Annotated in this window: 20 protein-coding genes; 9 read left to right on the top strand and 11 right to left on the bottom strand. The window is 60.6% G+C overall.

The window, feature by feature from the left end:
- Positions 1 to 16: 16 nt before the first annotated feature.
- The 9 genes from eitC to hypA form a co-directional block, all read right to left on the bottom strand.
- Positions 17 to 778, bottom strand: a complete 762-nt coding sequence (gene eitC / locus NQ230_RS05155) for a siderophore ABC transporter ATP-binding protein EitC (protein WP_213822115.1) — start codon at positions 776 to 778, stop codon at positions 17 to 19.
- Positions 778 to 1,815 carry a FecCD family ABC transporter permease gene (locus tag NQ230_RS05160; protein ID WP_257260284.1) on the bottom strand — a complete coding sequence of 346 codons (1,038 nt, stop codon included), beginning with the start codon at positions 1,813 to 1,815 and terminating at the stop codon, positions 778 to 780. Before NQ230_RS05160 ends, eitC begins: the two co-directional genes overlap by 1 nt.
- The gene (eitA, locus tag NQ230_RS05165) at positions 1,815 to 2,813 is read right to left on the bottom strand and encodes a siderophore ABC transporter substrate-binding protein EitA (protein ID WP_257260286.1); all 999 of its coding nucleotides are present in this window, start codon (positions 2,811 to 2,813) and stop codon (positions 1,815 to 1,817) included. The genes NQ230_RS05160 and eitA overlap by 1 nt, the downstream gene beginning before the upstream one ends.
- A 153-nt stretch (positions 2,814 to 2,966) precedes the next feature.
- Positions 2,967 to 5,039 (bottom strand): formate hydrogenlyase transcriptional activator FlhA, encoded by a 2,073-nt coding sequence (flhA, locus tag NQ230_RS05170; protein ID WP_257260289.1) that lies wholly within the window; start codon positions 5,037 to 5,039, stop codon positions 2,967 to 2,969.
- A gap of 65 nt (positions 5,040 to 5,104) precedes the next feature.
- Positions 5,105 to 6,115: a hydrogenase expression/formation protein HypE gene (gene hypE, locus NQ230_RS05175; RefSeq protein ID WP_121424520.1), complete on the bottom strand. Its 1,011-nt coding sequence runs from the start codon at positions 6,113 to 6,115 to the stop codon at positions 5,105 to 5,107.
- On the bottom strand, positions 6,112 to 7,233 hold the full coding sequence (gene hypD / locus NQ230_RS05180) for a hydrogenase formation protein HypD (RefSeq protein ID WP_257260292.1): 1,122 nt from the start codon (positions 7,231 to 7,233) through the stop codon (positions 6,112 to 6,114). The genes hypE and hypD overlap by 4 nt, the downstream gene beginning before the upstream one ends.
- Before the next feature lie 3 nt (positions 7,234 to 7,236).
- Complete coding sequence (locus tag NQ230_RS05185) at positions 7,237 to 7,509, bottom strand: HypC/HybG/HupF family hydrogenase formation chaperone (RefSeq protein WP_159514794.1); 273 nt, start codon at positions 7,507 to 7,509, stop codon at positions 7,237 to 7,239.
- Positions 7,500 to 8,363, bottom strand: a complete 864-nt coding sequence (hypB, locus tag NQ230_RS05190) for a hydrogenase nickel incorporation protein HypB (protein WP_257260295.1) — start codon at positions 8,361 to 8,363, stop codon at positions 7,500 to 7,502. The genes NQ230_RS05185 and hypB overlap by 10 nt, the downstream gene beginning before the upstream one ends.
- Positions 8,364 to 8,366: 3 nt before the next feature.
- Positions 8,367 to 8,717, bottom strand: a complete 351-nt coding sequence (gene hypA, locus NQ230_RS05195) for a hydrogenase maturation nickel metallochaperone HypA (RefSeq protein WP_048979273.1) — start codon at positions 8,715 to 8,717, stop codon at positions 8,367 to 8,369.
- 211 nt (positions 8,718 to 8,928) lie between these two features.
- On the opposite strand from hypA, the gene hycA reads away from it, so the two are divergent.
- The 9 genes from hycA to hycI all read left to right on the top strand — a co-directional run bounded on the left by hycA (position 8,929) and on the right by hycI (position 16,725).
- Positions 8,929 to 9,393: a formate hydrogenlyase regulator HycA gene (hycA, locus tag NQ230_RS05200; protein WP_023333209.1), complete on the top strand. Its 465-nt coding sequence runs from the start codon at positions 8,929 to 8,931 to the stop codon at positions 9,391 to 9,393.
- A gap of 70 nt (positions 9,394 to 9,463) precedes the next feature.
- Entirely contained in the window at positions 9,464 to 10,072 is a 609-nt protein-coding gene (locus NQ230_RS05205) for a 4Fe-4S dicluster domain-containing protein (RefSeq protein WP_023308971.1), read from the top strand.
- Positions 10,069 to 11,883 (top strand): formate hydrogenlyase subunit 3, encoded by a 1,815-nt coding sequence (gene hycC, locus NQ230_RS05210; RefSeq protein WP_257260300.1) that lies wholly within the window; start codon positions 10,069 to 10,071, stop codon positions 11,881 to 11,883. Before NQ230_RS05205 ends, hycC begins: the two co-directional genes overlap by 4 nt.
- Before the next feature lies 1 nt (position 11,884).
- Positions 11,885 to 12,808, top strand: coding sequence for a respiratory chain complex I subunit 1 family protein (locus NQ230_RS05215; protein WP_257260302.1), 924 nt, complete (start codon positions 11,885 to 11,887; stop codon positions 12,806 to 12,808).
- A 15-nt stretch (positions 12,809 to 12,823) separates the two neighbouring features.
- A complete protein-coding gene (hycE, locus tag NQ230_RS05220; RefSeq protein ID WP_257260304.1) occupies positions 12,824 to 14,533 on the top strand; it encodes a formate hydrogenlyase subunit HycE in 1,710 nt (569 codons plus the stop codon).
- Between the two features lie 9 nt (positions 14,534 to 14,542).
- A complete protein-coding gene (locus tag NQ230_RS05225) occupies positions 14,543 to 15,085 on the top strand; it encodes a formate hydrogenlyase complex iron-sulfur subunit (RefSeq protein WP_257260305.1) in 543 nt (180 codons plus the stop codon).
- Positions 15,085 to 15,852, top strand: coding sequence for an NADH-quinone oxidoreductase subunit B family protein (locus NQ230_RS05230; RefSeq protein ID WP_023295327.1), 768 nt, complete (start codon positions 15,085 to 15,087; stop codon positions 15,850 to 15,852). Before NQ230_RS05225 ends, NQ230_RS05230 begins: the two co-directional genes overlap by 1 nt.
- Positions 15,849 to 16,259: a formate hydrogenlyase maturation HycH family protein gene (locus NQ230_RS05235; RefSeq protein WP_032648039.1), complete on the top strand. Its 411-nt coding sequence runs from the start codon at positions 15,849 to 15,851 to the stop codon at positions 16,257 to 16,259. The genes NQ230_RS05230 and NQ230_RS05235 overlap by 4 nt, the downstream gene beginning before the upstream one ends.
- Positions 16,252 to 16,725 carry a hydrogenase maturation peptidase HycI gene (gene hycI / locus NQ230_RS05240; protein ID WP_257260307.1) on the top strand — a complete coding sequence of 158 codons (474 nt, stop codon included), beginning with the start codon at positions 16,252 to 16,254 and terminating at the stop codon, positions 16,723 to 16,725. Before NQ230_RS05235 ends, hycI begins: the two co-directional genes overlap by 8 nt.
- A gap of 66 nt (positions 16,726 to 16,791) precedes the next feature.
- Here the strand turns inward: hycI and NQ230_RS05245 are convergent, their stop codons facing one another.
- Both NQ230_RS05245 and ascF read right to left on the bottom strand, forming a co-directional pair.
- Entirely contained in the window at positions 16,792 to 18,216 is a 1,425-nt protein-coding gene (locus NQ230_RS05245) for a 6-phospho-beta-glucosidase (protein WP_257260309.1), read from the bottom strand.
- 18 nt (positions 18,217 to 18,234) lie between these two features.
- A complete protein-coding gene (ascF, locus tag NQ230_RS05250) occupies positions 18,235 to 19,686 on the bottom strand; it encodes a PTS cellobiose/arbutin/salicin transporter subunit IIBC (protein WP_159514783.1) in 1,452 nt (483 codons plus the stop codon).
- Positions 19,687 to 19,827 lie beyond the last annotated feature (141 nt).

Genomic DNA, 19,827 nt, shown 5'->3' on the forward strand with positions numbered 1-19,827 from the left:
CGTTGTTCACTCGTCCCTAAACGATAAAGTGGATGTGCTTTTTGCCATGGAACGGCGAGATCTCGATTTTGGTTTTGACCCGGAAGACATCCCACAACAGCGACTCGGATAAGATGTCCTGCGGTGTCCCCGTCGCCACAATTTGCCCTTTCTGCATCACAATCAGCGAGTCGCAGAACATCGCGGCGTGGTTGAGATCGTGGATAGCGACGATGCTGGTGACCGGTAATTCGCTGATCAACTGCATCAGCTGCATCTGATGATGAATGTCGAGGTGGTTGGTCGGTTCGTCCAGCAGGATTTCCGTTGGGGTCTGGGCCAGCGCGCGGGCAATATGCACGCGCTGGCGCTCACCGCCGGAGAGGCTCAGCCAGCCCTGGTCGCTTTTATCCAGCATATCCACGCGCTGCAGGGCGGCGGTGACGGTTTCGTCATCGTGGTTGCTCCAGTTGGAAAAAGCGGAGTGGTGTGGAATACGCCCAAGTTTCACCACGTCGCGCACGCGCATGTTGGCGTCCGTCATCCCGTGCTGTTCCACAAAGGCGACCCGGCGGGCAAGCTGCTTTTTGGCGATGCGGGAGATGTCCTGCCCGTCCAGGGTAACACACCCAGCATCCGGGCGACGAAGCCCCGCGAGGATCCGTAAAAGAGACGATTTACCGCAGCCGTTAGGGCCAAGCAGTCCTACCGTTTCGCCGCGTGACACCTTCAGCGAGACGTTATTAACGATGACTTTTTTGCCGACCTTCCAAGTAATATTTTCAGCGCAGATACTCATCACTTATTCCTTGAACGGTAGATAATCACGGCAAAGAACGGCACGCCAACCAGCGCGGTGACTACGCCGACGGGCAGGCTTTGCGGCGCAATCAGCATGCGCGAGGCAATGTCTGCCAGCACCATCAGGATTGCCCCTGCCAGCGCGCTGGCAATCAGCAGCGTGCGGTGCAGCGGCCCGAACAGGAAACGCGTCACGTGCGGCACCACCAGCCCGACAAAGCCGATTGAGCCCGCCATGCTGACAATCGTCGCGGTAATCAGCGCGGTAGTGGTAAAGAGCGTCAGGCGAACCCACGGGACGGCAATACCTAAAGAGGCGGCAGCGTCATCACCGAACGTGAAGGCATCCAGCGCCCGGGAATAGTAGAGGCAAACAGCTAATCCCATCAGCACCACCACCAGCGCCAGCTGGAATTCCGGCCAGCGAACGCCGCTGAAGCTGCCCAGCAGCCAGAACATCACGTCGCGCGCCTGCTGGGCGCTGGCGGAGGTGCTGATGGTGTAGGCGGTAATGGCGTTGAACAGCTGAGAGGCGGCGACCCCTGCCAGAATGGTACGTTCATTCCCCCCGCGCGCGCCGTTCGTCAGAAACGCGACAAACGCAAAGGCGGCAAACGCCCCGGCAAACGCGCCCGCAGAGAGCGACACCGCGCCGGTACCAATTCCTAATACGACGACCGACACCGCACCGGTTGACGCACCCGCCGACACGCCGAGCACGTAAGGTTCCGCCAGCGCGTTCTTCAGCAGGCTTTGCAACACGGCGCCGCAGATGGCTAACCCCGCCCCGCAGCAGGCCGCCACCAGCGCGCGGCTCAGGCGAAAGTCCCAGATCACGCTCTCATAGATGCGGGTGAGCGGAACCTCGGTGAGCCCCATTTTATTGCTGATGGCGTAAAACACGTTATCCAGGGGAATGGACAGCTCGCCGACGCTGACGCTCAGCGCGATCGTCAGAAATAGCAGTACCAGGGCGAGCAAAGCCGAGGTCGTCAGAACCAGGCTCTGCCGGACCTGAAGAACGGCGGTTGTCATCAGTTCAGCCCCAGCTTTCTGAGCTGTTCGCCGACCTGCTCAGCCCCGTAAATCGTACGGATCGTCGGGTTCATCGCCTGGCCGTCCATCACCACGATATGGCCTTTTTTCACCGCGTCCAGCTGGCTGACGGCGGGATCGCTTTTCAGAAATTTGATTTTCTCTTCCGCGTTATCCAGCGCCCAGCGGTTACGATCCAGGCTGGAGACGACGATCACGTCCGGGTTGGCGGCAATAATGCTTTCCCAACCCACGGTTGGCCATTCGGTCTCCGACGTAATGGCGTTATGACCGCCCATCAGGCTGGCGATAAACCCGGAGGGGCTATTTTTACCGCCGACGTAGGCGTCCGCAGAAGGGGATGAACTGGAGAACCAGAAGACAAACGAAAGGTCTTTTTTATTCTTGCCGAATTCCTTACGCAGGTCGGCCTCGCGTTTTTTGAAATCGGCAATAACGGCCTGACCGCGATCTTCAACGTTAAAAATTTTGGCGAAATCCTCAATCTCTTTATAGAGATAGGTCATACCCCACAGTTTCTGGCGGCTGCCGTACATATCGCCGGTGGCTTTTTTGGTCGCACACATGCCCGGGGACACGTAGCTGTTCACGCCCAGGGTCATCAGATCGTCACGTTTTGCGACCTTACTTTCCGGCCCCAGCAGCAGGGGTGACTGCGCCGGGACAAAGTCAGGATTTTGCGCAAGAACGGATTCAAGGGTCGGGATTTCGACCGTCAGGGTTTTGATTTTTGCGTTCTGTTCCGCCAGCTGCGGCAGCACTTTTGTCGGCCAGAAGGCGCTGGCTTTGACCTTATCTTCCAGACCCAGCAGAAGCAGGATCTCAACGGTATTCTGACCCAGGGCCACGACGCGTTCCGGCGCTTTGGTGAATGTCTCTTTGTAGCCACAGTTTTCAATCGTCAGGGGATAGGTGGTTGCCAGAGCAGAACCGACCGACGCAATCGCCAGGCCTAACGCGCAGATGACCTTTTTCATGAAACGCTACCCTTCATTAAAATTATTATTGATGCAAATGAAACTCATTATTAAGGCGGAATTTTATACAGAGGAAACGATTTTGTGTCAATGAGGGACAATTACGCAGGGGAACAAAAGGCGGTGTCAGAAAAACACCGCCGGAATAAGGCCTTAAATGAGGCTCTCTTTATCAATCCCGAGACGCTTCATGCGTGACAGCAGGGTGGTGCGTTTTAACCCCAGGCGCTGGGCGGCACCTTTTGGCCCGGCGACCACGCCGTTGGTCTCTTTCAGCACGCGCATAATGAGCTGATATTCATCTTCTCCCTCTTTTGCGGTCTCGGCGGCGTGCGCGGTTGCGTCAGGAAGCGTAACCTCAGGCAGGGAGAGTTGCAGCACGTTACCGCGCGTCAGCAGCACCGCGCGTTCGATGACGTTTTCCAGCTCGCGTACGTTGCCGGGCCATTCCATCGATGAAAGGGTACGCAACGTCTCGGCAGGAATACTGTCGATGTTTCGCCCCATCCGGCGCGCGATCTTCGCGGTAAAGGCTTTGACCAGCAGGGGGATATCCTCCGGGCGTTCGCGCAGCGGCGGCAGGCAGATCGGGAAGACGTTCAGGCGATAGTAAAGGTCGCTGCGAAACTCGCGGTCGGCGACCATTTTTTTCAGGTCGCGGTTGGTGGCGGCAATCAGCCGCACGTCGGTCTGGATAAGCTTGTTGCTGCCAAGTCGCTCAAACTCCTGCTCCTGCAGCACGCGCAGCAGTTTCGGCTGTAGCTCCAGGGGCATATCGCCCACTTCGTCGAGGAACAGCGAGCTTTTGTCCGCCAGCTCAAAACGGCCCAGCCGCTGACTGCTGGCCCCGGTGAATGCGCCGCGCTCGTGGCCGAACAGGTCGCTTTCCAGCAGACCCGCGGGCATCGCCGCGCAGTTCATCTTCACCATCCGTCGGCTGTTGCGGTTGCTCAGGTTGTGGATAGCGCGGGCAATCAGCTCTTTACCCGTACCGGTTTCGCCGAGGATCAGCACCGTGCTGTCGCTCTGCGCCACCATCTCAACCTGCTTGAGCACGCTGTACATGGCGTCGCTGCGCCCGATGATTTCACCAAACTCGCTGTCCACGTTGTTGAGCTGTTCGGTCAGGGCCAGGTTCTCATCCACCAGCCGCTCTTTCAGGCGATGGATCTCCTGGTAGGCGAGGGCGTTATCCAGGGCAATAGAGATACGCTCGGCGATCTGGCGCAGCAGCTTCAGGTTGGCGGTGGTGAACACGCCTTCCTCACACTGCGCCAGCTTCAGCACGCCCAGCATGGTGTTGCCGGACATCAGCGGCAGCAGGCACAAGGTCTGGATTTTGTTGCCCCAGGTGTTGAACAGCATTCGCTCGTAAGGGGCCACCGGATCCTGTTCGTTCAGGTTAAGCAGCAGGATCTCTTTGCTTTTGAAGACCCGTTCAGAAAGGGTGCCCGCTTCGTCTACCTCGCTCTGCTCGTGCGCCGGATTGGCTTCATCGAGATAATGCGTGGAGTAGATGTTCAGCTTGCCCTTGCGATGGCCGCGAAGCGCAATGCTGATGGCGTCGATTTTGAAATAGTGGTGGATCTCTTTCGAGACTTCGCTGACCAGCTCATCCATGTCGAGCCGTGACAGCACGGCGTTGGTGATGGCGACCAGAATGCGAAAGTTGTCGCGCTCGCGGCTCAGCAGGTCGTAATCGACGTTATTGGTGACGCGGCTTTGGATCTGCTCCGCGACGACGGCCACAATTTGGGTAAAGGTGTGCAGGCGCTCGTATTCCGCCTCGCTCCAGGGCTGGTCGGTCGTGCGGATAAACTCGCATCCGCCAAAAATCTGGCCCTCTGCCGCCAGCGGCAGCATGCAGTAATGCCCGAAAGGCTGATAGAGGTTGCTCTGCGCCAGCCTCGGCCACGCCTGGCGGAATTCCGCAAAGTTGCAGTGCAGCACTTCAGGGCGGGAGAGTATGCGGCGCACCGGGCCATGCGCCAGATACGTTTCGTCTTCGTATTCAAACGTTTTGCCATTATCACGCGTTGAGTAGTAGCTCGCGCGGTGCGTTCCGCTATGCCAGAGCACAATCGCTGCGCTGTCCGCCAGCGCCGATTGCCTGACCAGCCGGGTCAGGGCATCGCTCAGCGCGCCGAGGTCCGGCTGCTGTAAAAGTGTGCGCGTGATGTCAAACAGGCCCTGCTGTCCAAGATCGCTCATCGGTGTATACGGCATATTGCTTTCCAATAGAAACTGGCAAAAAAAAGAGACATTCAGTGCTGACCGCTTTTGTCGCGGTTCTAGCAAATACGGGGTAAGGGTTCCGCGTGCGGCAGATCAAGCGTCCGCTTCACGCCATAAAGCCCGGTCAGGCGCACCCCTTTGCGCTCAACCACTTCACCAATCATTGCCGCCTCTTTCCCTGACGGATGAGCCCGCAGCTGTTCAAGAACGGCTTCCGCGGCCGCGCGTTCAACGCCAATCACCAGTTTGCCTTCGTTGGCGAAGTTAAGCGGGTCAAGGCCCAGCAGTTCGCAAAGGCCGCGAACGGCAGGCTTAACGGGCAGGCTGCGCTCGGTGAGTTCAATCCCGTACCCGCAGCTTGCCGCAAATTCGTGTGCCACGGCATTCACACCGCCTCGCGTAGCGTCCCGCAGGGCTTTCACGCCGGGCACGGCACGCAGGGTCTGAATCAGCGGGGTGAGCACCGCGCAGTCGCTGCGCAGTTCCCCGTCCAGCCCCAGGCCTTCGCGCAGGTTAAGGATGGTCGCCCCGTGGCAGCCCAGCGTTCCGGTCACGATCAGCACGTCGCCCACGCTAAGATGCTGCGCGCCCCAGTGAATATCGGCGGGGATCGCCCCCATGCCGGCGGTGTTGATAAACAGCTTGTCGGCCGCGCCGCGCTGCACCACTTTGGTATCGCCGGTGACGATCGCTATCCCCGCCTCGCGCGCGGTCTGCGCCATGCTGTTGACCACTGTCGTGAGCGTCTCCATCGGTAATCCCTCTTCGAGGATAAACCCGCAGGAGAGGTAGCGCGGAACGGCACCGCTGACCGCCACGTCGTTGGCCGTGCCGCAGACGGCGAGCTTGCCGATATCGCCACCGGGGAAGAACAGCGGATCGATCACGTAGCTGTCGGTGGAGAAGGCCAGCCTGTCGCCCTGGGCGGTGAGGGTGGCGAGGTCAATCCGCGCCTGGTCTTCCTGTTCGGCCAGCCAGGGGTTGTTAAAGGCCGCCATAAACAGCCGGTTAATTAGCTGCTGCATCGCCTGCCCGCCGCTGCCGTGCGCCATTTCAACCGTATTCATGCTTCACTCTCCTGGTTGCGATACTGATACCACGCGGCACACGCCCCTTCGGAGGAGACCATCAGCGCGCCAAACGCCGTTTGCGGGTTACAGGTATTGCCAAATAACGGGCATTGATGAGGTTTGCATTTACCGGTGAGCACGTCGCCGCAGCGGGCCCGGGGATCGTCGCAAACCTGCTGCGGCTGCAGGCGGAAATGCGCTTCGGCGTCGAACGCGCGATAGGCTGACGTCAGGTGTACGCCAGATTCGGCAATCAGCCCCAGACCACGCCATTCGCTGTCGCCTTCGACGCAAAATACGTCGGCTATCGCCTGCTGCGCCCGTTCATTTCCCGCATCCGGCACCACGCGGCGGTACTGGTTTTCCACTGCACTCAGGGCCGCTATTTTCTGCTCAACCAGCATGGTCACACCTTGCAGTAGATCAAGTGGTTCGAAACCAGCGACCACTAACGGACGATTGTACTGTTCAGCGATAAAACCGTAGGCGTCTGTGCCAATCACCATGCTGACATGCCCCGGAGCCAGAAAGGCGTCTATCCCGTTTCCCGGCTCTTCCAGCAGGCTGCGCAGCGTGGGAATGAGCGTAATGTGCTGGCAGAAGAAGAAAAAATTCCCGACGCCGCGCGCTTTCGCCTGCTGCAGCGTGATGGCGGTGGCGGGCATGGTGGTTTCAAACCCGAGGCCAAAAAATACCACCTTGCGCGCGGGGTTATTCTCTGCCAGCGTCAGGGCATCCATCGGCGAGTAGACGATCCGGATGTCGGCTCCGCGCGCTTTTGCCTGCAGCAGCGAGCCGTTTTTCCCCGGCACGCGCATCGCGTCGCCAAAGGTGCAGAAAATGACGTCGGGCTGGCTGGCAATTTCAATACAGCTGTCGATGCGTCCCATCGGCAGCACGCACACCGGGCAGCCGGGGCCGTGGATAAACTCGATGTTCTCCGGCAGCAGCTGGTCGAGGCCAAATTTGAAGATGGCGTGCGTGTGTCCGCCGCACACTTCCATGATCCGCAGCGGTCTTTCTTTGGTGTAGTCCAGCAGCGCCGCGCGCGTTTTCAGGTGCCCGATAAGCTGTAGCACCTGCTCCGGCGCGCGGTATTCATCAACGTAACGCATAGACTAGTACTCCTCGCCGTACAGGATCGCGCCCACGTCCGGCTCCACGTCGAACATGTTTTGCAATGCATCCAGCGTGTCGCGGGCTTCCGCTTCGTTAATGACGCTCATGGCAAACCCCACGTGGACCAGCACCCACTGGCCGAGGCGCGAGGCGCCCGTTTCATCGCTGCTGCCCACCAGCGTCAGGTCGACGTCGCGCAGGATGCCGCAGACCTCGACTTTGGCCTGATTCCCGTCAATGGAATGGATTTGTCCCGGTACGCCTATGCACATCGTTCGTTCTCCAGCCACTGTAGCCAGCCGTCCATGCCGTCGCCGCGCGTGGCGGAGATCAGCAGGATCTCAATCTCCGGATTCACTTCACGGGCATACGCCAGACACTTATCCACGTCGAAATTCAGGTACGGCAGCAGGTCGACTTTGTTCAGCAGCATGATGGACGCGGCGGCAAACATATGCGGGTACTTCAGCGGTTTGTCTTCGCCTTCGGTCACCGAAAGCACCGCCACCTTGTGTCGTTCTCCAAGATCGAAGCTCGCCGGGCAGACCAGGTTGCCGACGTTTTCAATAAACAGAATGCCGTTATCCGCCAGCGGCAGGCGCGGGGCCGCATCGGCAATCATCTGCGCATCCAGGTGGCAGCCTTTGCCGGTATTGACCTGAATCGCCGGGGTGCCGGTTTCGCGAATGCGCGCCGCGTCGTTAACGGTTTGCTGATCGCCTTCGATCACCGCGCAGGAGACGAGTCCGTTCAGGCGTTTGAGGGTTTCCGTTAACAGCGTGGTTTTGCCGGAGCCAGGGCTGGAGACCAGGTTCAGCACCAGCTGTTTGCGGGCGGCAAAGCGCGCGCGGCTGCGGGCGGCGATCTGGTTATTTTTGTCCAGCACGTTGATCTCCACCTCCAGCATCTGGCGCTGGCTGATGCCCGGCGCGTGGGTACCCGCCTCCCCGTGGCCGTAGTGCAGATCGCCCGCATCGGAGCGCTGTGGAGCGAAGGTGATACCGGTCAGTGCCGCAGAAGGGCGTGTGGCAGGTGAAAAGGGCGCGGAGCGAAACGCGGAATGGGGGTGATGTTCATCCCCTTCTATATACAGGTTGCCTTCGGCGCAACCGCAGGTGCTACACATACTTTACTCCTTCTCGATTTCGAGGCGTTGGATCTGCATGCCGTCATCCGCCACGATGCGAAGACCGGTGCTCTGACACTGCGGACAGCGCTGAACCTTCGATGACAGCAGGGTGACGTACTGCTGGCACTGCTCGCACCAGCACTCCGCCTGCTGCTCTTCAATATGGAGCTCGCAGCCTTCCGCCAGCGTGCCGCGGCACACCAGCTCAAAGCAGAAATGCAGGGCGCTGGTCTCGACGCAGGAAAATGCTCCGACCTTCAGCCAGACGCCGGTGACGCGCTTCGCGTGGTTTTGCACTGCCTGCTGTTCGATAAGTTCCAGAGCCCGCTGGCAGAGGGTGATTTCGTGCATGACGCCTCCTCAATGAATTGCGCCATTGAATGCAATAACGGTGCCAGCTTGATTTTTGTTAAGGCGTGACGATGTCAACGCTGTCGAAATGACACGTCGACACCGCGGCGTTGACAGCGGTTTTGCAATTAAACCCATTTAAAATCATTAAGATAAAAACTGGCATGGAATCTGCTTAACAGCCGATATCTCCATTAAACGGATACCTTCTATGACTATTTGGGAAATCAGCGAAAAAGCGGATTACATCGCGCAGCGTCATCAGCAGCTGCAGGACCAGTGGCACCTCTACTGCAACTCTCTGGTTCAGGGCATAACTCTCTCGAAAGCGCGCCTTCACCACGCGATGAGCTGCGCGGCGCAGGGCGACATGCGCTTCGTCCTGTTCGGCCATTTCATCATCAACGTTACCCTGGCGGACAACTTCAACAGCCACACCATTGAGTACCACCTCGAGACAAAAGACGGCGAAAAACAGTGTATTGCGAAGGCGCAGCTGATGGCCGACGGCATGGTGGACGGCCACGTCAGCAACCGCGATCGCCAGCAGGTGCTGGAGCACTATCTGGAAAAAATCGCGCCGGTCTATAACGGCCTGTACGCCGCCGTTGAACACGATCTCCCGGTCAACCTGAAGCAGCTGATGGACGGAAATGCCTCAGCGAACGTGGCCTGACCCTTGCGTGTCGAGAAGTGTCGACAAGACAGTTTTTCGTCAAAAATGACTATCACCAGAGGATAACCCGGTGAACCGTTTTGTAATTGCTGACTCGACGGTCTGTATTGGCTGTCGAACCTGTGAGGCGGCGTGTTCGGAAACGCATCGCCTGCATGGGCTGCAGTCCATGCCGCGCCTGCACGTCATGCGTAATGAAAAAGAGTCTGCCCCGCAGCTCTGCCATCACTGTGAAGACGCCCCCTGCGCGGGCGTCTGCCCTGTGAATGCCATCACCCGCGTTGATGGCGCTGTCCAGCTGAACGAAAGCCTGTGCGTAAGCTGCAAGCTGTGCGGCATTGCCTGCCCGTTCGGCGCGATTGAATTTTCCGGCAGCCGCCCGCTGCACATTCCGGCGAATGCCAACTCGCCAAAAGCCCCGCCCGCGCCGCCGGCTCCGGCACGCGTAAGCACGCTGCTGGACTGGGTGCCCGGCATCCGTGCCGTTGCGGTGAAATGCGACCTGTGCAGCTTCGATGAGCAGGGCCCGGCCTGCGTGCGCACCTGTCCGACTAAGGCTTTGATTCTGGTTAACATTCGCGACATCGCCCGTACCAGCAAGCGTAAACGCGAGCTGACCATCAACAGTGATTTTGGCGACCTTTCTCTGCTACAGGCGCTTAACGAGGGGGCGAAATGAACGCGGCGATGATGATTACCAGCGCGGTAGCCTGTTTTGCTGCCGCCGCTGTTCTGGCGCAGCTCTTCTCTTTCCATAAAACCCTCAGCGGCTTGGTCGCCGGGGTCGGCGGGGCGGCAGGTAGCCTGATGACGTTGGCGGCAGGGGGGGTTGTTCTGCTCGGCGGGCAATCCGTTGACGCGCTCGTGCCGCTGATTCGCCACGCCGTTGAGATCGCGCCGCTGAACGCCATCTGGCTGGTGACGTTCGGCCTGTGCGGGCTGTTTATCAGCCTGTTCAATATCGACTGGCACCGCCACCCGCACGCTAAAGCCAACGGCCTGCTGGTCAATCTGCTGATGGCGACGGCGGTCTGCACCGTTATCGCCAGCAACCTCGGCGCGCTGGTGGTGATGGCGGAGATCATGGCGCTCTGCGGCGTGTTCCTGACGGGCTGCAGCGCCTCCGGCAAGCTGTGGTTTGCGCTGGGACGCCTCGGAACGCTGCTGCTGGCGCTGGCCTGCTGGCTGGAGTGGCAACGCTTTGGCACGCTGGACTTCGCTGCTCTCAACGGCCATCCGCTGGGGAACGACGTCTGGCTGCTGGGCGTTATCGGCTTTGGCCTGCTCGCAGGGATTATCCCGCTTCACGGCTGGGTGCCGCAGGCGCATGCAAATGCCTCCGCGCCCGCCGCCGCGCTGTTTTCTGTGGTGGTGATGAAAGTGGGGCTGTTCGGGATTCTGGCGATTACGCTGACCGGCGGACAGCCGCCGCTGTGGTGGGGCGTCGTGCTGCTGATTGCGGGCATGATCACCGCGTTCGTCGGCGGCCTGTACGCGCTGATGGAGCACAATATCCAGCGTCTTCTGGCGTACCACACGCTGGAAAACATCGGCATCATCCTGCTCGGTATTGGCGCGGGTGTCACCGGGCTGGCGCTCAATCATCCGGCGCTGATTGCCGCCGGGTTTATCGGCGGTCTTTATCACCTCGTCAACCACAGCCTGTTTAAAAGCACCCTGTTCCTGGGCGCGGGCAGCGTCTGGTTCCGCACCGGTCATCGGGATATCGAAAAGCTGGGCGGGATTGGCAAAAAGATGCCGGTGATTTCACTGGCGATGCTGGTCGGGCTGATGGCAATGGCCGCGCTGCCGCCGCTGAACGGCTTTGCCGGGGAGTGGGTGATCTATCAGTCCTTCTTCGCGCTTGGTCAGAGCGACGCATTTATCGCGCGCCTGCTCGGCCCGCTGCTGGCGGTCGGGCTGGCGATTACCGGGGCGCTGGCGGTGATGTGCATGGCGAAAGTCTATGGCGTGACCTTCCTCGGCGCGCCGCGCACCCGCGAAGCGGAAAACGCCTGCTGCGCACCGTTGTTGATGGGCGTGAGCGTGGTCGCGCTGGCGCTGTGCTGCATCGCGGGTGGCGTCGCCGCGCCGTGGCTGCTGCCGCTGCTGGGCAACGCCATTCCGCTGCCGCTGACCGTGGCGAATACCACCGTCTCTCAGCCGATGATCGCGCTGCTGCTGATTGGCGCACCGCTGCTGCCGCTCGTCCTGATGCTGTTCTTCAAACGCGACAGGCTCACCTCCCGCGCGCGCGGTGCGGCGTGGGCCTGCGGCTACGAACACGAACAGTCGATGGTCATCACCGCCCACGGTTTCGCCATGCCGGTGAAGGAGAACTTCGCCGCCGTGCTGAAGCTGCGCCACTGGCTCAACCCGGTGGGCTGGGTACCCGGCTGGCAGAGTGCCGCCGCACCCGCGCTGTTCCGCCGTCTGGCGGTCATCGAGCTGGCCGTGCTGGTGGTCATTGTGATTTCACGAGGAGCCTGACATGAGTCTGTTACTGGCAATTCTTCAGGCGCTGGTGCTGTTCGCCGCTGCGCCGCTGCTGTCGGGCATCACGCGCGTGGCGCGCGCCCGGATGCACAACCGTCGCGGTCCTGGCGTGCTTCAGGAGTACCGCGATCTCTTTAAACTGCTCTCTCGTCAGAGCGTCGCGCCGGACGCCGCAGGCTGGGTCTTCCGCCTGACGCCGTTTGTGATGGTGGGCGTGATGCTGACCATCGCCACCGCGCTGCCGGTTGTGACGGTGGCGTCGCCGCTGCCCGTGCTTGGCGATCTGATCACGCTGATTTACCTCTTTGCCATCGCCCGCTTTTTCTTTGCGATTGCGGGCCTGGACACCGGGAGCCCGTTTACCGGCATCGGCGCCAGCCGCGAGGCGATGCTCGGCGTGCTGGTTGAGCCGATCCTGCTGCTGGGGCTGTGGGTCGCCGCACAGGTGGCGGGTTCCACCCACATCAGCTTTATCACCCACACCGTTTACCACTGGCCGGTGTCTCGATCAATCCCGCTGGTGCTGGCGCTGTGCGCCTGCGCGTTCGCCACGTTTATTGAGATGGGCAAACTGCCGTTCGACCTGGCGGAAGCCGAGCAGGAGCTGCAGGAAGGGCCGCTTACCGAGTACAGCGGCTACGGCTTCGCGGTGCTGAAGTGGGGCATCAGCCTCAAACAGCTGGTGGTGCTGCAGATGTTTGTCGGCGTCTTCTTCCCGTGGGGGCAAATGACGCATTTCTCCGCGGGCGGTCTGGCGCTGGCCGTCGTGATTGCCGCCCTCAAGCTGCTGGTCGGCGTGCTGGTGATTGCCCTGTTTGAAAACAGCATGGCGCGCCTGCGTTTTGTGGAAACGTCGCGCATCACCTGGGCCGGTTTTGGTTTTGCATTTTTAGCGTTCGTCTCCTTGCTGGTGGCGTGATTAAAGAGAGTATTTATGTCTGAAGAAAAGAAAGGTCAGCAGTATCTCGCCGCGTTGCATCAGGCTTTCCCCGGCGTGGTGCTGGAGGAGTCCTGGCAAACCAAAGACCAGATAACCGTCACCATTAAGGTGAACTACCTGCCGGAAGTGGTGGAGTTTCTCTATTACCAGCAGGGCGGCTGGCTGTCGGTGCTGTTCGGCAACGACGAGCGCCAGCTGTGCGGCAACTATGCGGTGTACTACGTGATGTCGATGGAGCAGGGCGAAAAGTGCTGGCTCACCGTGCGCGTCGAAGTCGACCCGAATAAGCCGGAATACCCGTCCGTCACGCCGCGCGTGCCTGCCGCGGTCTGGGGCGAGCGCGAAGTGCGCGACATGTACGGCCTGGTGCCGGTCGGCCTGCCGGACGAGCGCCGCCTGGTGCTGCCGGACGACTGGCCGGACGAACTCTATCCGCTGCGCAAAGACAGCATGGACTACCGCCAGCGCCCGGCGCCGACCACCGACAGCGAAACCTACGAGTTCATCAACGAGCTGGGCAGCAAGAAGAACAACGTAGTGCCGATCGGCCCGCTGCACGTCACCTCCGACGAGCCGGGCCACTTCCGCCTGTTCGTTGACGGCGAAAACATTATCGACGCCGACTACCGCCTGTTCTACGTCCACCGCGGCATGGAAAAGCTGGCGGAAACCCGCATGGGCTACAACGAAGTGACGTTCCTCTCTGACCGCGTGTGCGGCATCTGCGGCTTCGCCCACAGCACCGCCTACACCACCTCGGTGGAAAACGGCATGGGGATCGTGGTGCCGGAGCGCGCGCAGATGATCCGCGCCATTCTGCTGGAAGTGGAGCGCCTGCACTCGCACCTGCTGAACCTCGGCCTGGCCTGCCACTTCGTCGGCTTTGACTCCGGGTTTATGCAGTTCTTCCGCGTGCGCGAGGCGTCGATGAAGATGGCGGAGATCCTCACCGGGGCGCGCAAAACCTACGGCCTGAACCTGATCGGCGGGATCCGCCGCGACCTGCTGAAGGACGACATGATCCAGACCCGCCAGCTGGCGCAGCAGATGCGCCGGGACGTGCAAGAGCTGGTGGACATGCTGCTCAGCACGCCAAACATCGAGCAGCGCACCGTCGGCATCGGTCGCCTTGACCCGGAGATCGCCCGCGACTTCAGCAACGTCGGCCCGATGGTGCGCGCCAGCGGCCACGCCCGCGACACGCGTGCCGATCACCCGTTCGTCGGCTACGGCCTGCTGCCGATGACCGTGCACAGCGAGCAGGGCTGCGACGTCATTTCGCGCCTCAAGGTGCGCATCAACGAGGTGTTCGCCGCCCTGAACATGATCGACTTCGGCCTCGATAACCTGCCGGGCGGCCCGCTGATGGTGGAGGGCTTCACCTACATCCCGAACCGCTTTGCCCTCGGCTTTGCCGAAGCGCCGCGCGGGGACGACATTCACTGGAGCATGACCGGCGACAACCAGAAGCTTTACCGCTGGCGCTGCCGCGCGGCCACCTACGCCAACTGGCCAACCCTGCGCTATATGCTGCGCGGCAACACGGTTTCCGATGCGCCGCTGATCATCGGCAGCCTCGACCCGTGCTACTCCTGCACCGACCGCATGACCGTTGTGGACGTGCGCAAGAAGAAAAGCCAGGTGGTGCCGTACAAAGAGCTTGAGCGCTACAGCATCGAGCGTAAAAACTCGCCGCTGAAATAAGGACTCGCCATGTTTACCTTTATCAAAAAAGTGATCAAAACGGGCACGCAGACCAGCCGTTATCCGCTGGAGCCGATGCCGGTGGATAAAAACTTTCGCGGCAAGCCGGAGCACAGTCCGCAGCAGTGCATCGGCTGCGCGGCCTGCGTCAACGCCTGCCCGTCGAACGCCTTAACGGTCGAAACGGATCTCAAAACCGGCGAGCTGGCCTGGCAGTTTAACCTCGGGCGCTGCATCTTCTGCGGCCGCTGCGAGGAGGTCTGCCCGACGGTCGCCATTCGCCTGTCGCAGGAATACGAGCTGGCGGTGTGGAAGAAAGAGGATTTTCTGCAGCAGTCGCGCTTTGACCTGTGCAGCTGCCGCGTCTGCAGACGCCCGTTCGCCGTGCAGAAAGAGATCGACTACGCCATCGCGCTGCTGCAGCACAACGGCGACGCCCGCGCGGAGCATCACCGTGAAAGCTTTGAAACCTGCCCGGAGTGCAAGCGTCAGAAGTGCCTGCTGCCGTCCGACCGTATTGATATCACCCGCCATATGAGAGAGGCCAGCTGATGGAAAACCTACTGGGCCCGCGCGACGCTAACGGCATTCCGGTGCCGATGACGGTGGACGAATCCATCGCCAGCATGAAGGCGTCGCTGCTGAAAAAAATCAAACGCTCGGCCTACGTCTACCGCGTGGACTGCGGCGGCTGCAACGGCTGCGAGATCGAGATCTTCGCTACGCTGTCGCCGCTGTTTGACGCCGAGCGCTTCGGCATCAAGGTGGTGCCGTCCCCGCGTCATGCGGACATCCTGCTGTTTACCGGGGCCGTCACCCGCGCCATGCGATCCCCCGCGCTGCGCGCCTGGCAGTCCGCGCCGGACCCGAAAATCTGCATCTCGTACGGGGCCTGCGGCAACAGCGGCGGTATCTTCCACGACCTCTACTGCGTCTGGGGCGGCACCGACAAAATCGTGCCGGTGGACGTCTACATTCCCGGCTGCCCGCCGACGCCCGCCGCGACGCTGTACGGCTTTGCCATGGCGCTCGGCCTGCTGGAGCAGAAAATCCACGCGCGCGAGCCGGGCGAGCTGGACAACCAGCCTGCCGCCATTTTGCACCCTGACATGGTGCAGCCGCTGCGGGTGAAGGTTGACCGCACGGCGCGGAAACTGGCGGGCTATCGCTACGGGCGTCAGATTGCCGACGATTATCTGCGCCTGCTGAGCCAGGGCGACCATCAGGTGGCGCGCTGGCTGGAGGCGGAAAACGATCCGCGTCTCAATGAGATCGTGGCGAACCTGAACAGCATTGTGGATGAGGCGCGTATCCGATGAGTGAAACGGTGGTGTTCAGCCAGCTGAGCCGTAAGTTTATTGACGAGAACGATGCCACGCCGGATGCGGCGCAGCAGGTGGTCTATTACAGCCTGGCGATTGGGCACCACCTCGGGGTGATTGACTGCCTGGAGGCGGCGCTGAGCTGCCCGTGGTCCGAGTACCTGGCCTGGATCGCCACGCTGGAGGAGGGCAGCACGGCACGGCGCAAGATGGAGGGCGTGCCGAAGTACGGCGAGATCGTCATCGACGCCAACCACATTGCGATGCTCGCCAACGCCTTTGACGCGGCGCTCGGCAGGCAAACCCCCGAGCAGCAGGCGTGGAGCAAAACGCTGCTTAGCATGCTGCACGATATTCATCAGGAGAGCGCCATCTACCTGATGGTGAGGAGATTACGTGACTGACGTTTTACTGTGTGTCGGCAACAGCATGATGGGCGACGACGGCGCGGGCCCGCTGCTGGCAGAGATGTGCGCCGCGAACCCGCAGGGCAGCTGGGTGGTGATTGACGGCGGCAGCGCGCCGGAAAACGACGTGGTCGCCATTCGCGAGCTGCGCCCGAAAAGGCTGTTAATCGTCGATGCCACCGATATGGGGCTCAACCCCGGCGAGGTCCGCCTGATTGACCCGGACGACATCGCCGAGACGTTTATGATGACGACGCACAATATGCCGCTCAACTACCTGGTCGATCAGATTAAAGACGACGTGGGCGAGGTGCTGTTTTTGGGGATCCAGCCGGACATCGTTGGGTTTTATTACCCGATGACGCCGCCGGTGAAAGAGGCGGTGGAAGTGGTTTATTCAAGGCTTGCGGAGTGGGATGGAAATGGTGGATTTGAACCCCTCACCCTAACCCTCTCCCCATAGGGGAGAGGGGACAAAACACACCCTCTCCCCTATGGGGAGAGGGCCGGGGTGAGGGGTAAGGATTGGCTACTCCAGATCCCCCCCATTACTCGCAATCACCTTCTTATACCACCAGAATGATTTCTTGCGCTTGCGGTCCAACGTGCCGTTTCCGGCGTCATCGCGGTCAACGTACACAAACCCGTAGCGCTTGCTCATCTCGCCCGTTGAGGCGGCCACCAGGTCGATACAGCCCCAGGTGGTGTAGCCCATCAGCGGCACGCCGTCCTCAATCGCGTCGCCCATGGCGCGGATGTGCTCGCGCAGGTAGCTGATGCGGTAGTCGTCGTTGATTTCGCCGTTTTCATCAATAACGTCCTTCGCCCCGAGGCCGTTTTCCACCAGGAACAGCGGCTTCTGGTAGCGGTCGTACATCATGTTCATGGTGATGCGCAGGCCGAGCGGGTCGATGCCCCAGCCCCATTCGCTCACCTGAATGTGCGGGTTGCGCAGGGACTTCACGATATTCGCCGCGCTGGTATTTCCCGCGTTCATGTCCGCCGACGCGCAGCGCGAGGCGTAATAGCTGAACGAGACAAAGTCGACGGTGTTTTTCAGAAGTAGATCGTCGCCGGGATCTTTCACAATCACCACGCCTTTCTCGCGGAACACGCGGGCAGAGTAGGCCGGGTAGCTGCCGCGCGCCTGCACGTCGATAAAGAACAGGTTCTCGCGGTCTTTCTCCAGCGCCATCCACACGTCTTCTGGCTTGCAGGAGTACGGGTAGAAATTCCCGCCCGCCAGCATGCAGCCGACCTGGTTTTCCGGGTTTACCTCGTGGGCAATTTTTGTCGCCAGCGCGCTCGCCACCAGCTCGTGATGCGCGGCCTGGTATTTCACCTGGTCTTCGTTTTCACCTTCCTCAAACACCAGCCCCGCGCCGGAGAACGGGCTGTGCAGCATGATGTTAATTTCGTTGAAGGTTAGCCAGTATTTCACCAGCCCGTTAAATTCTTCAAAGCAGGTGCGGGCGTAGCGGGCGAAGAAATCGACCATCTTACGGTTGCGCCACGAGCCGTACTCCGTCACCAGGTGCATCGGCACGTCGAAGTGGCACAGGGTGACCAGCGGCTCAATGTTGTACTTTTTGCACTCCTCGAACACCGCGCGGTAGAAGGCAATACCCTCTTTGTTCGGCAGCGGCTCGTCGCCGTTCGGATAGAGGCGGCTCCAGGCAATCGAGGTGCGGAACACCGTAAAGCCCATCTCCGCCATCAGGGCGATGTCCTCTTTATAGCGATGGTAAAAATCAATCGCCTCGTGGCTCGGGTAGAACTCGTCGTCACGCAGCGAAAAACGCTTTTCCTTACCGAGCTTCACCGGCAGGCGGTTCGCGCCGTGGGGGATCATATCGACCGTCGTCAGCCCCTTGCCGCCTTCACGGTAAGCGCCTTCACTCTGGTTAGCGGCAAGCGCGCCGCCCCATAAAAATCCTTGTGGAAAAACAGACATTCTTACCTCGCTTTCAATTTATGCTTGTGCTGCTTTGCTCTGTACCGGTGCGGTCTGCAGGGCGCGCGCTTTTTCGGCCTCGTCTTCGACCGGGATATCCTCAAAGCCGAGTATCAGGGTCAGAACAAACGATAGCACCACTGCCAGCCCCATCACGCCGAACACCCATACGATGGTCATCGGGTTCGCCGGGTCGAAGAATTGCACGCTGGTGAACAGCCCCGGCGCCGCCATCGAGTGGCTGGCAAGTCCGGCCATGCCGGCGACCGCGCCGCAGATAAAGCCGCTGATCAGGCTCGCAATCAGCGGACGTTTCAGGCGTACCGCCACGCCGTAAAGCGCCGGTTCAGAGATCCCCGCCATGATGGCGGAGGCCGCCGCCGCCAGCGCCGTCTGGCGCAGCTCCGGGTTTTTGGTTTTCCACGCCACCGCCAGCGACGAGCCGCCGAGCGACAGGTTGGCGCCGATTTCCGACGGCATCACCATCCCTTCTTTGCCCGTTTCGGCAATGGTCTGAATGATGGTCGGCGTAAACACGCGGTGCATCCCGGTCATCACCAGCAGCGGCCACAGCGCGCCCATGATGGCGACGGAGAGCCAGCCCAGATAGCCGTGAATGGTGTAAACCAGCGCGGAGATGGCGCTGCCGATCCAGATCCCCAGCGGGCCAATCAGCACGATGGCGAGCGGGGCGGCAATCAGCACGATCAGCATCGGCTTGAGGAAGTTTTTGGTTACTGCCGGGGTAATGCGATCCACCCAGCGTTCGATGTACGACAGGCACCAGGTCATCACCAGCGCCGGGATGACGGTGTAGGTGTATTTCACCGCCGTCACCGGAATAAAGGCAAACTCAACGTGCTCGCCCTGGGCGGCTTTCGCCATCAGCTCGATAAAGCTCGGGTGGACCAGCACGCCCGCGATGGCGATCGCCAGCGACATGTTGGTTTTGAACTTCACCGCCGCCGAGGCCGCCACCATCAGCGGCAGGAAGAAGAACGCGCCGTCGCCAATGACCGTCAGGATGGTCAGCGTGGGATCGCCCTTGCCCAACACGCCGGTCATCTCGAGGATCATCGCCAGCAGCTTGACCATCGAGCCGCCGATGATCGCCGGGATCAGCGGGGACATGGTGCCGATCAGCGCGTCGAGGATCCCCGCGCCAATGCGGCGCAGGGTCAGTTTCTGCGGGCCTTCCGGTACGGCAGGCTGCAGGCTGGTTGGCAGCAGGCTCACCACTTCGCGGTACGCCTGTGAAACGGTGTTGCCGATGATGACCTGGCACTGGTTGTCGTTGCGCACCACGCCGAGCACGCCGCTGATGCTTTTCAGGCGCGGGGCGTCGGTAAGGCTCTCGTCTTTCAGAACGAAACGCAGACGCGTCATGCAGTGGGTGACGGCGACAATGTTCTCTTTGCCGCCCAGCGCGCTGACAACGTCGTTCGCCAGCGCAGCGTAATTTTTGGCCATCGGATATGATCCTGTTATCGTTGTGAGAAATGTAGGAAACCGGTTCCACATAATCATTATGAGTTTTTATGAATGAAACAAGATCGCTTTTTGACCATTTTTTCGTTTCGTGATGCAGATCGCAATGAGGTAGCGAAAGCG

The sequence above is a fragment of the Enterobacter asburiae genome, assembly GCF_024599655.1.
GTDB lineage: Bacteria > Pseudomonadota > Gammaproteobacteria > Enterobacterales > Enterobacteriaceae > Enterobacter > Enterobacter asburiae_D.

Coding starts and splice junctions, on each gene's coding strand:
- eitC (WP_213822115.1), bottom strand. CDS start 778: ATGAGTATCTGCGCTGAAAATATTACTTGGAAGGTCGGCAAAAAAGTC.
- NQ230_RS05160 (WP_257260284.1), bottom strand. CDS start 1,815: ATGACAACCGCCGTTCTTCAGGTCCGGCAGAGCCTGGTTCTGACGACC.
- eitA (WP_257260286.1), bottom strand. CDS start 2,813: ATGAAAAAGGTCATCTGCGCGTTAGGCCTGGCGATTGCGTCGGTCGGT.
- flhA (WP_257260289.1), bottom strand. CDS start 5,039: ATGCCGTATACACCGATGAGCGATCTTGGACAGCAGGGCCTGTTTGAC.
- hypE (WP_121424520.1), bottom strand. CDS start 6,115: ATGAATACGGTTGAAATGGCGCACGGCAGCGGCGGGCAGGCGATGCAG.
- hypD (WP_257260292.1), bottom strand. CDS start 7,233: ATGCGTTACGTTGATGAATACCGCGCGCCGGAGCAGGTGCTACAGCTT.
- NQ230_RS05185 (WP_159514794.1), bottom strand. CDS start 7,509: ATGTGCATAGGCGTACCGGGACAAATCCATTCCATTGACGGGAATCAG.
- hypB (WP_257260295.1), bottom strand. CDS start 8,363: ATGTGTAGCACCTGCGGTTGCGCCGAAGGCAACCTGTATATAGAAGGG.
- hypA (WP_048979273.1), bottom strand. CDS start 8,717: ATGCACGAAATCACCCTCTGCCAGCGGGCTCTGGAACTTATCGAACAG.
- hycA (WP_023333209.1), top strand. CDS start 8,929: ATGACTATTTGGGAAATCAGCGAAAAAGCGGATTACATCGCGCAGCGT.
- hycC (WP_257260300.1), top strand. CDS start 10,069: ATGAACGCGGCGATGATGATTACCAGCGCGGTAGCCTGTTTTGCTGCC.
- NQ230_RS05215 (WP_257260302.1), top strand. CDS start 11,885: ATGAGTCTGTTACTGGCAATTCTTCAGGCGCTGGTGCTGTTCGCCGCT.
- hycE (WP_257260304.1), top strand. CDS start 12,824: ATGTCTGAAGAAAAGAAAGGTCAGCAGTATCTCGCCGCGTTGCATCAG.
- NQ230_RS05225 (WP_257260305.1), top strand. CDS start 14,543: ATGTTTACCTTTATCAAAAAAGTGATCAAAACGGGCACGCAGACCAGC.
- NQ230_RS05230 (WP_023295327.1), top strand. CDS start 15,085: ATGGAAAACCTACTGGGCCCGCGCGACGCTAACGGCATTCCGGTGCCG.
- NQ230_RS05235 (WP_032648039.1), top strand. CDS start 15,849: ATGAGTGAAACGGTGGTGTTCAGCCAGCTGAGCCGTAAGTTTATTGAC.
- NQ230_RS05245 (WP_257260309.1), bottom strand. CDS start 18,216: ATGTCTGTTTTTCCACAAGGATTTTTATGGGGCGGCGCGCTTGCCGCT.
- ascF (WP_159514783.1), bottom strand. CDS start 19,686: ATGGCCAAAAATTACGCTGCGCTGGCGAACGACGTTGTCAGCGCGCTG.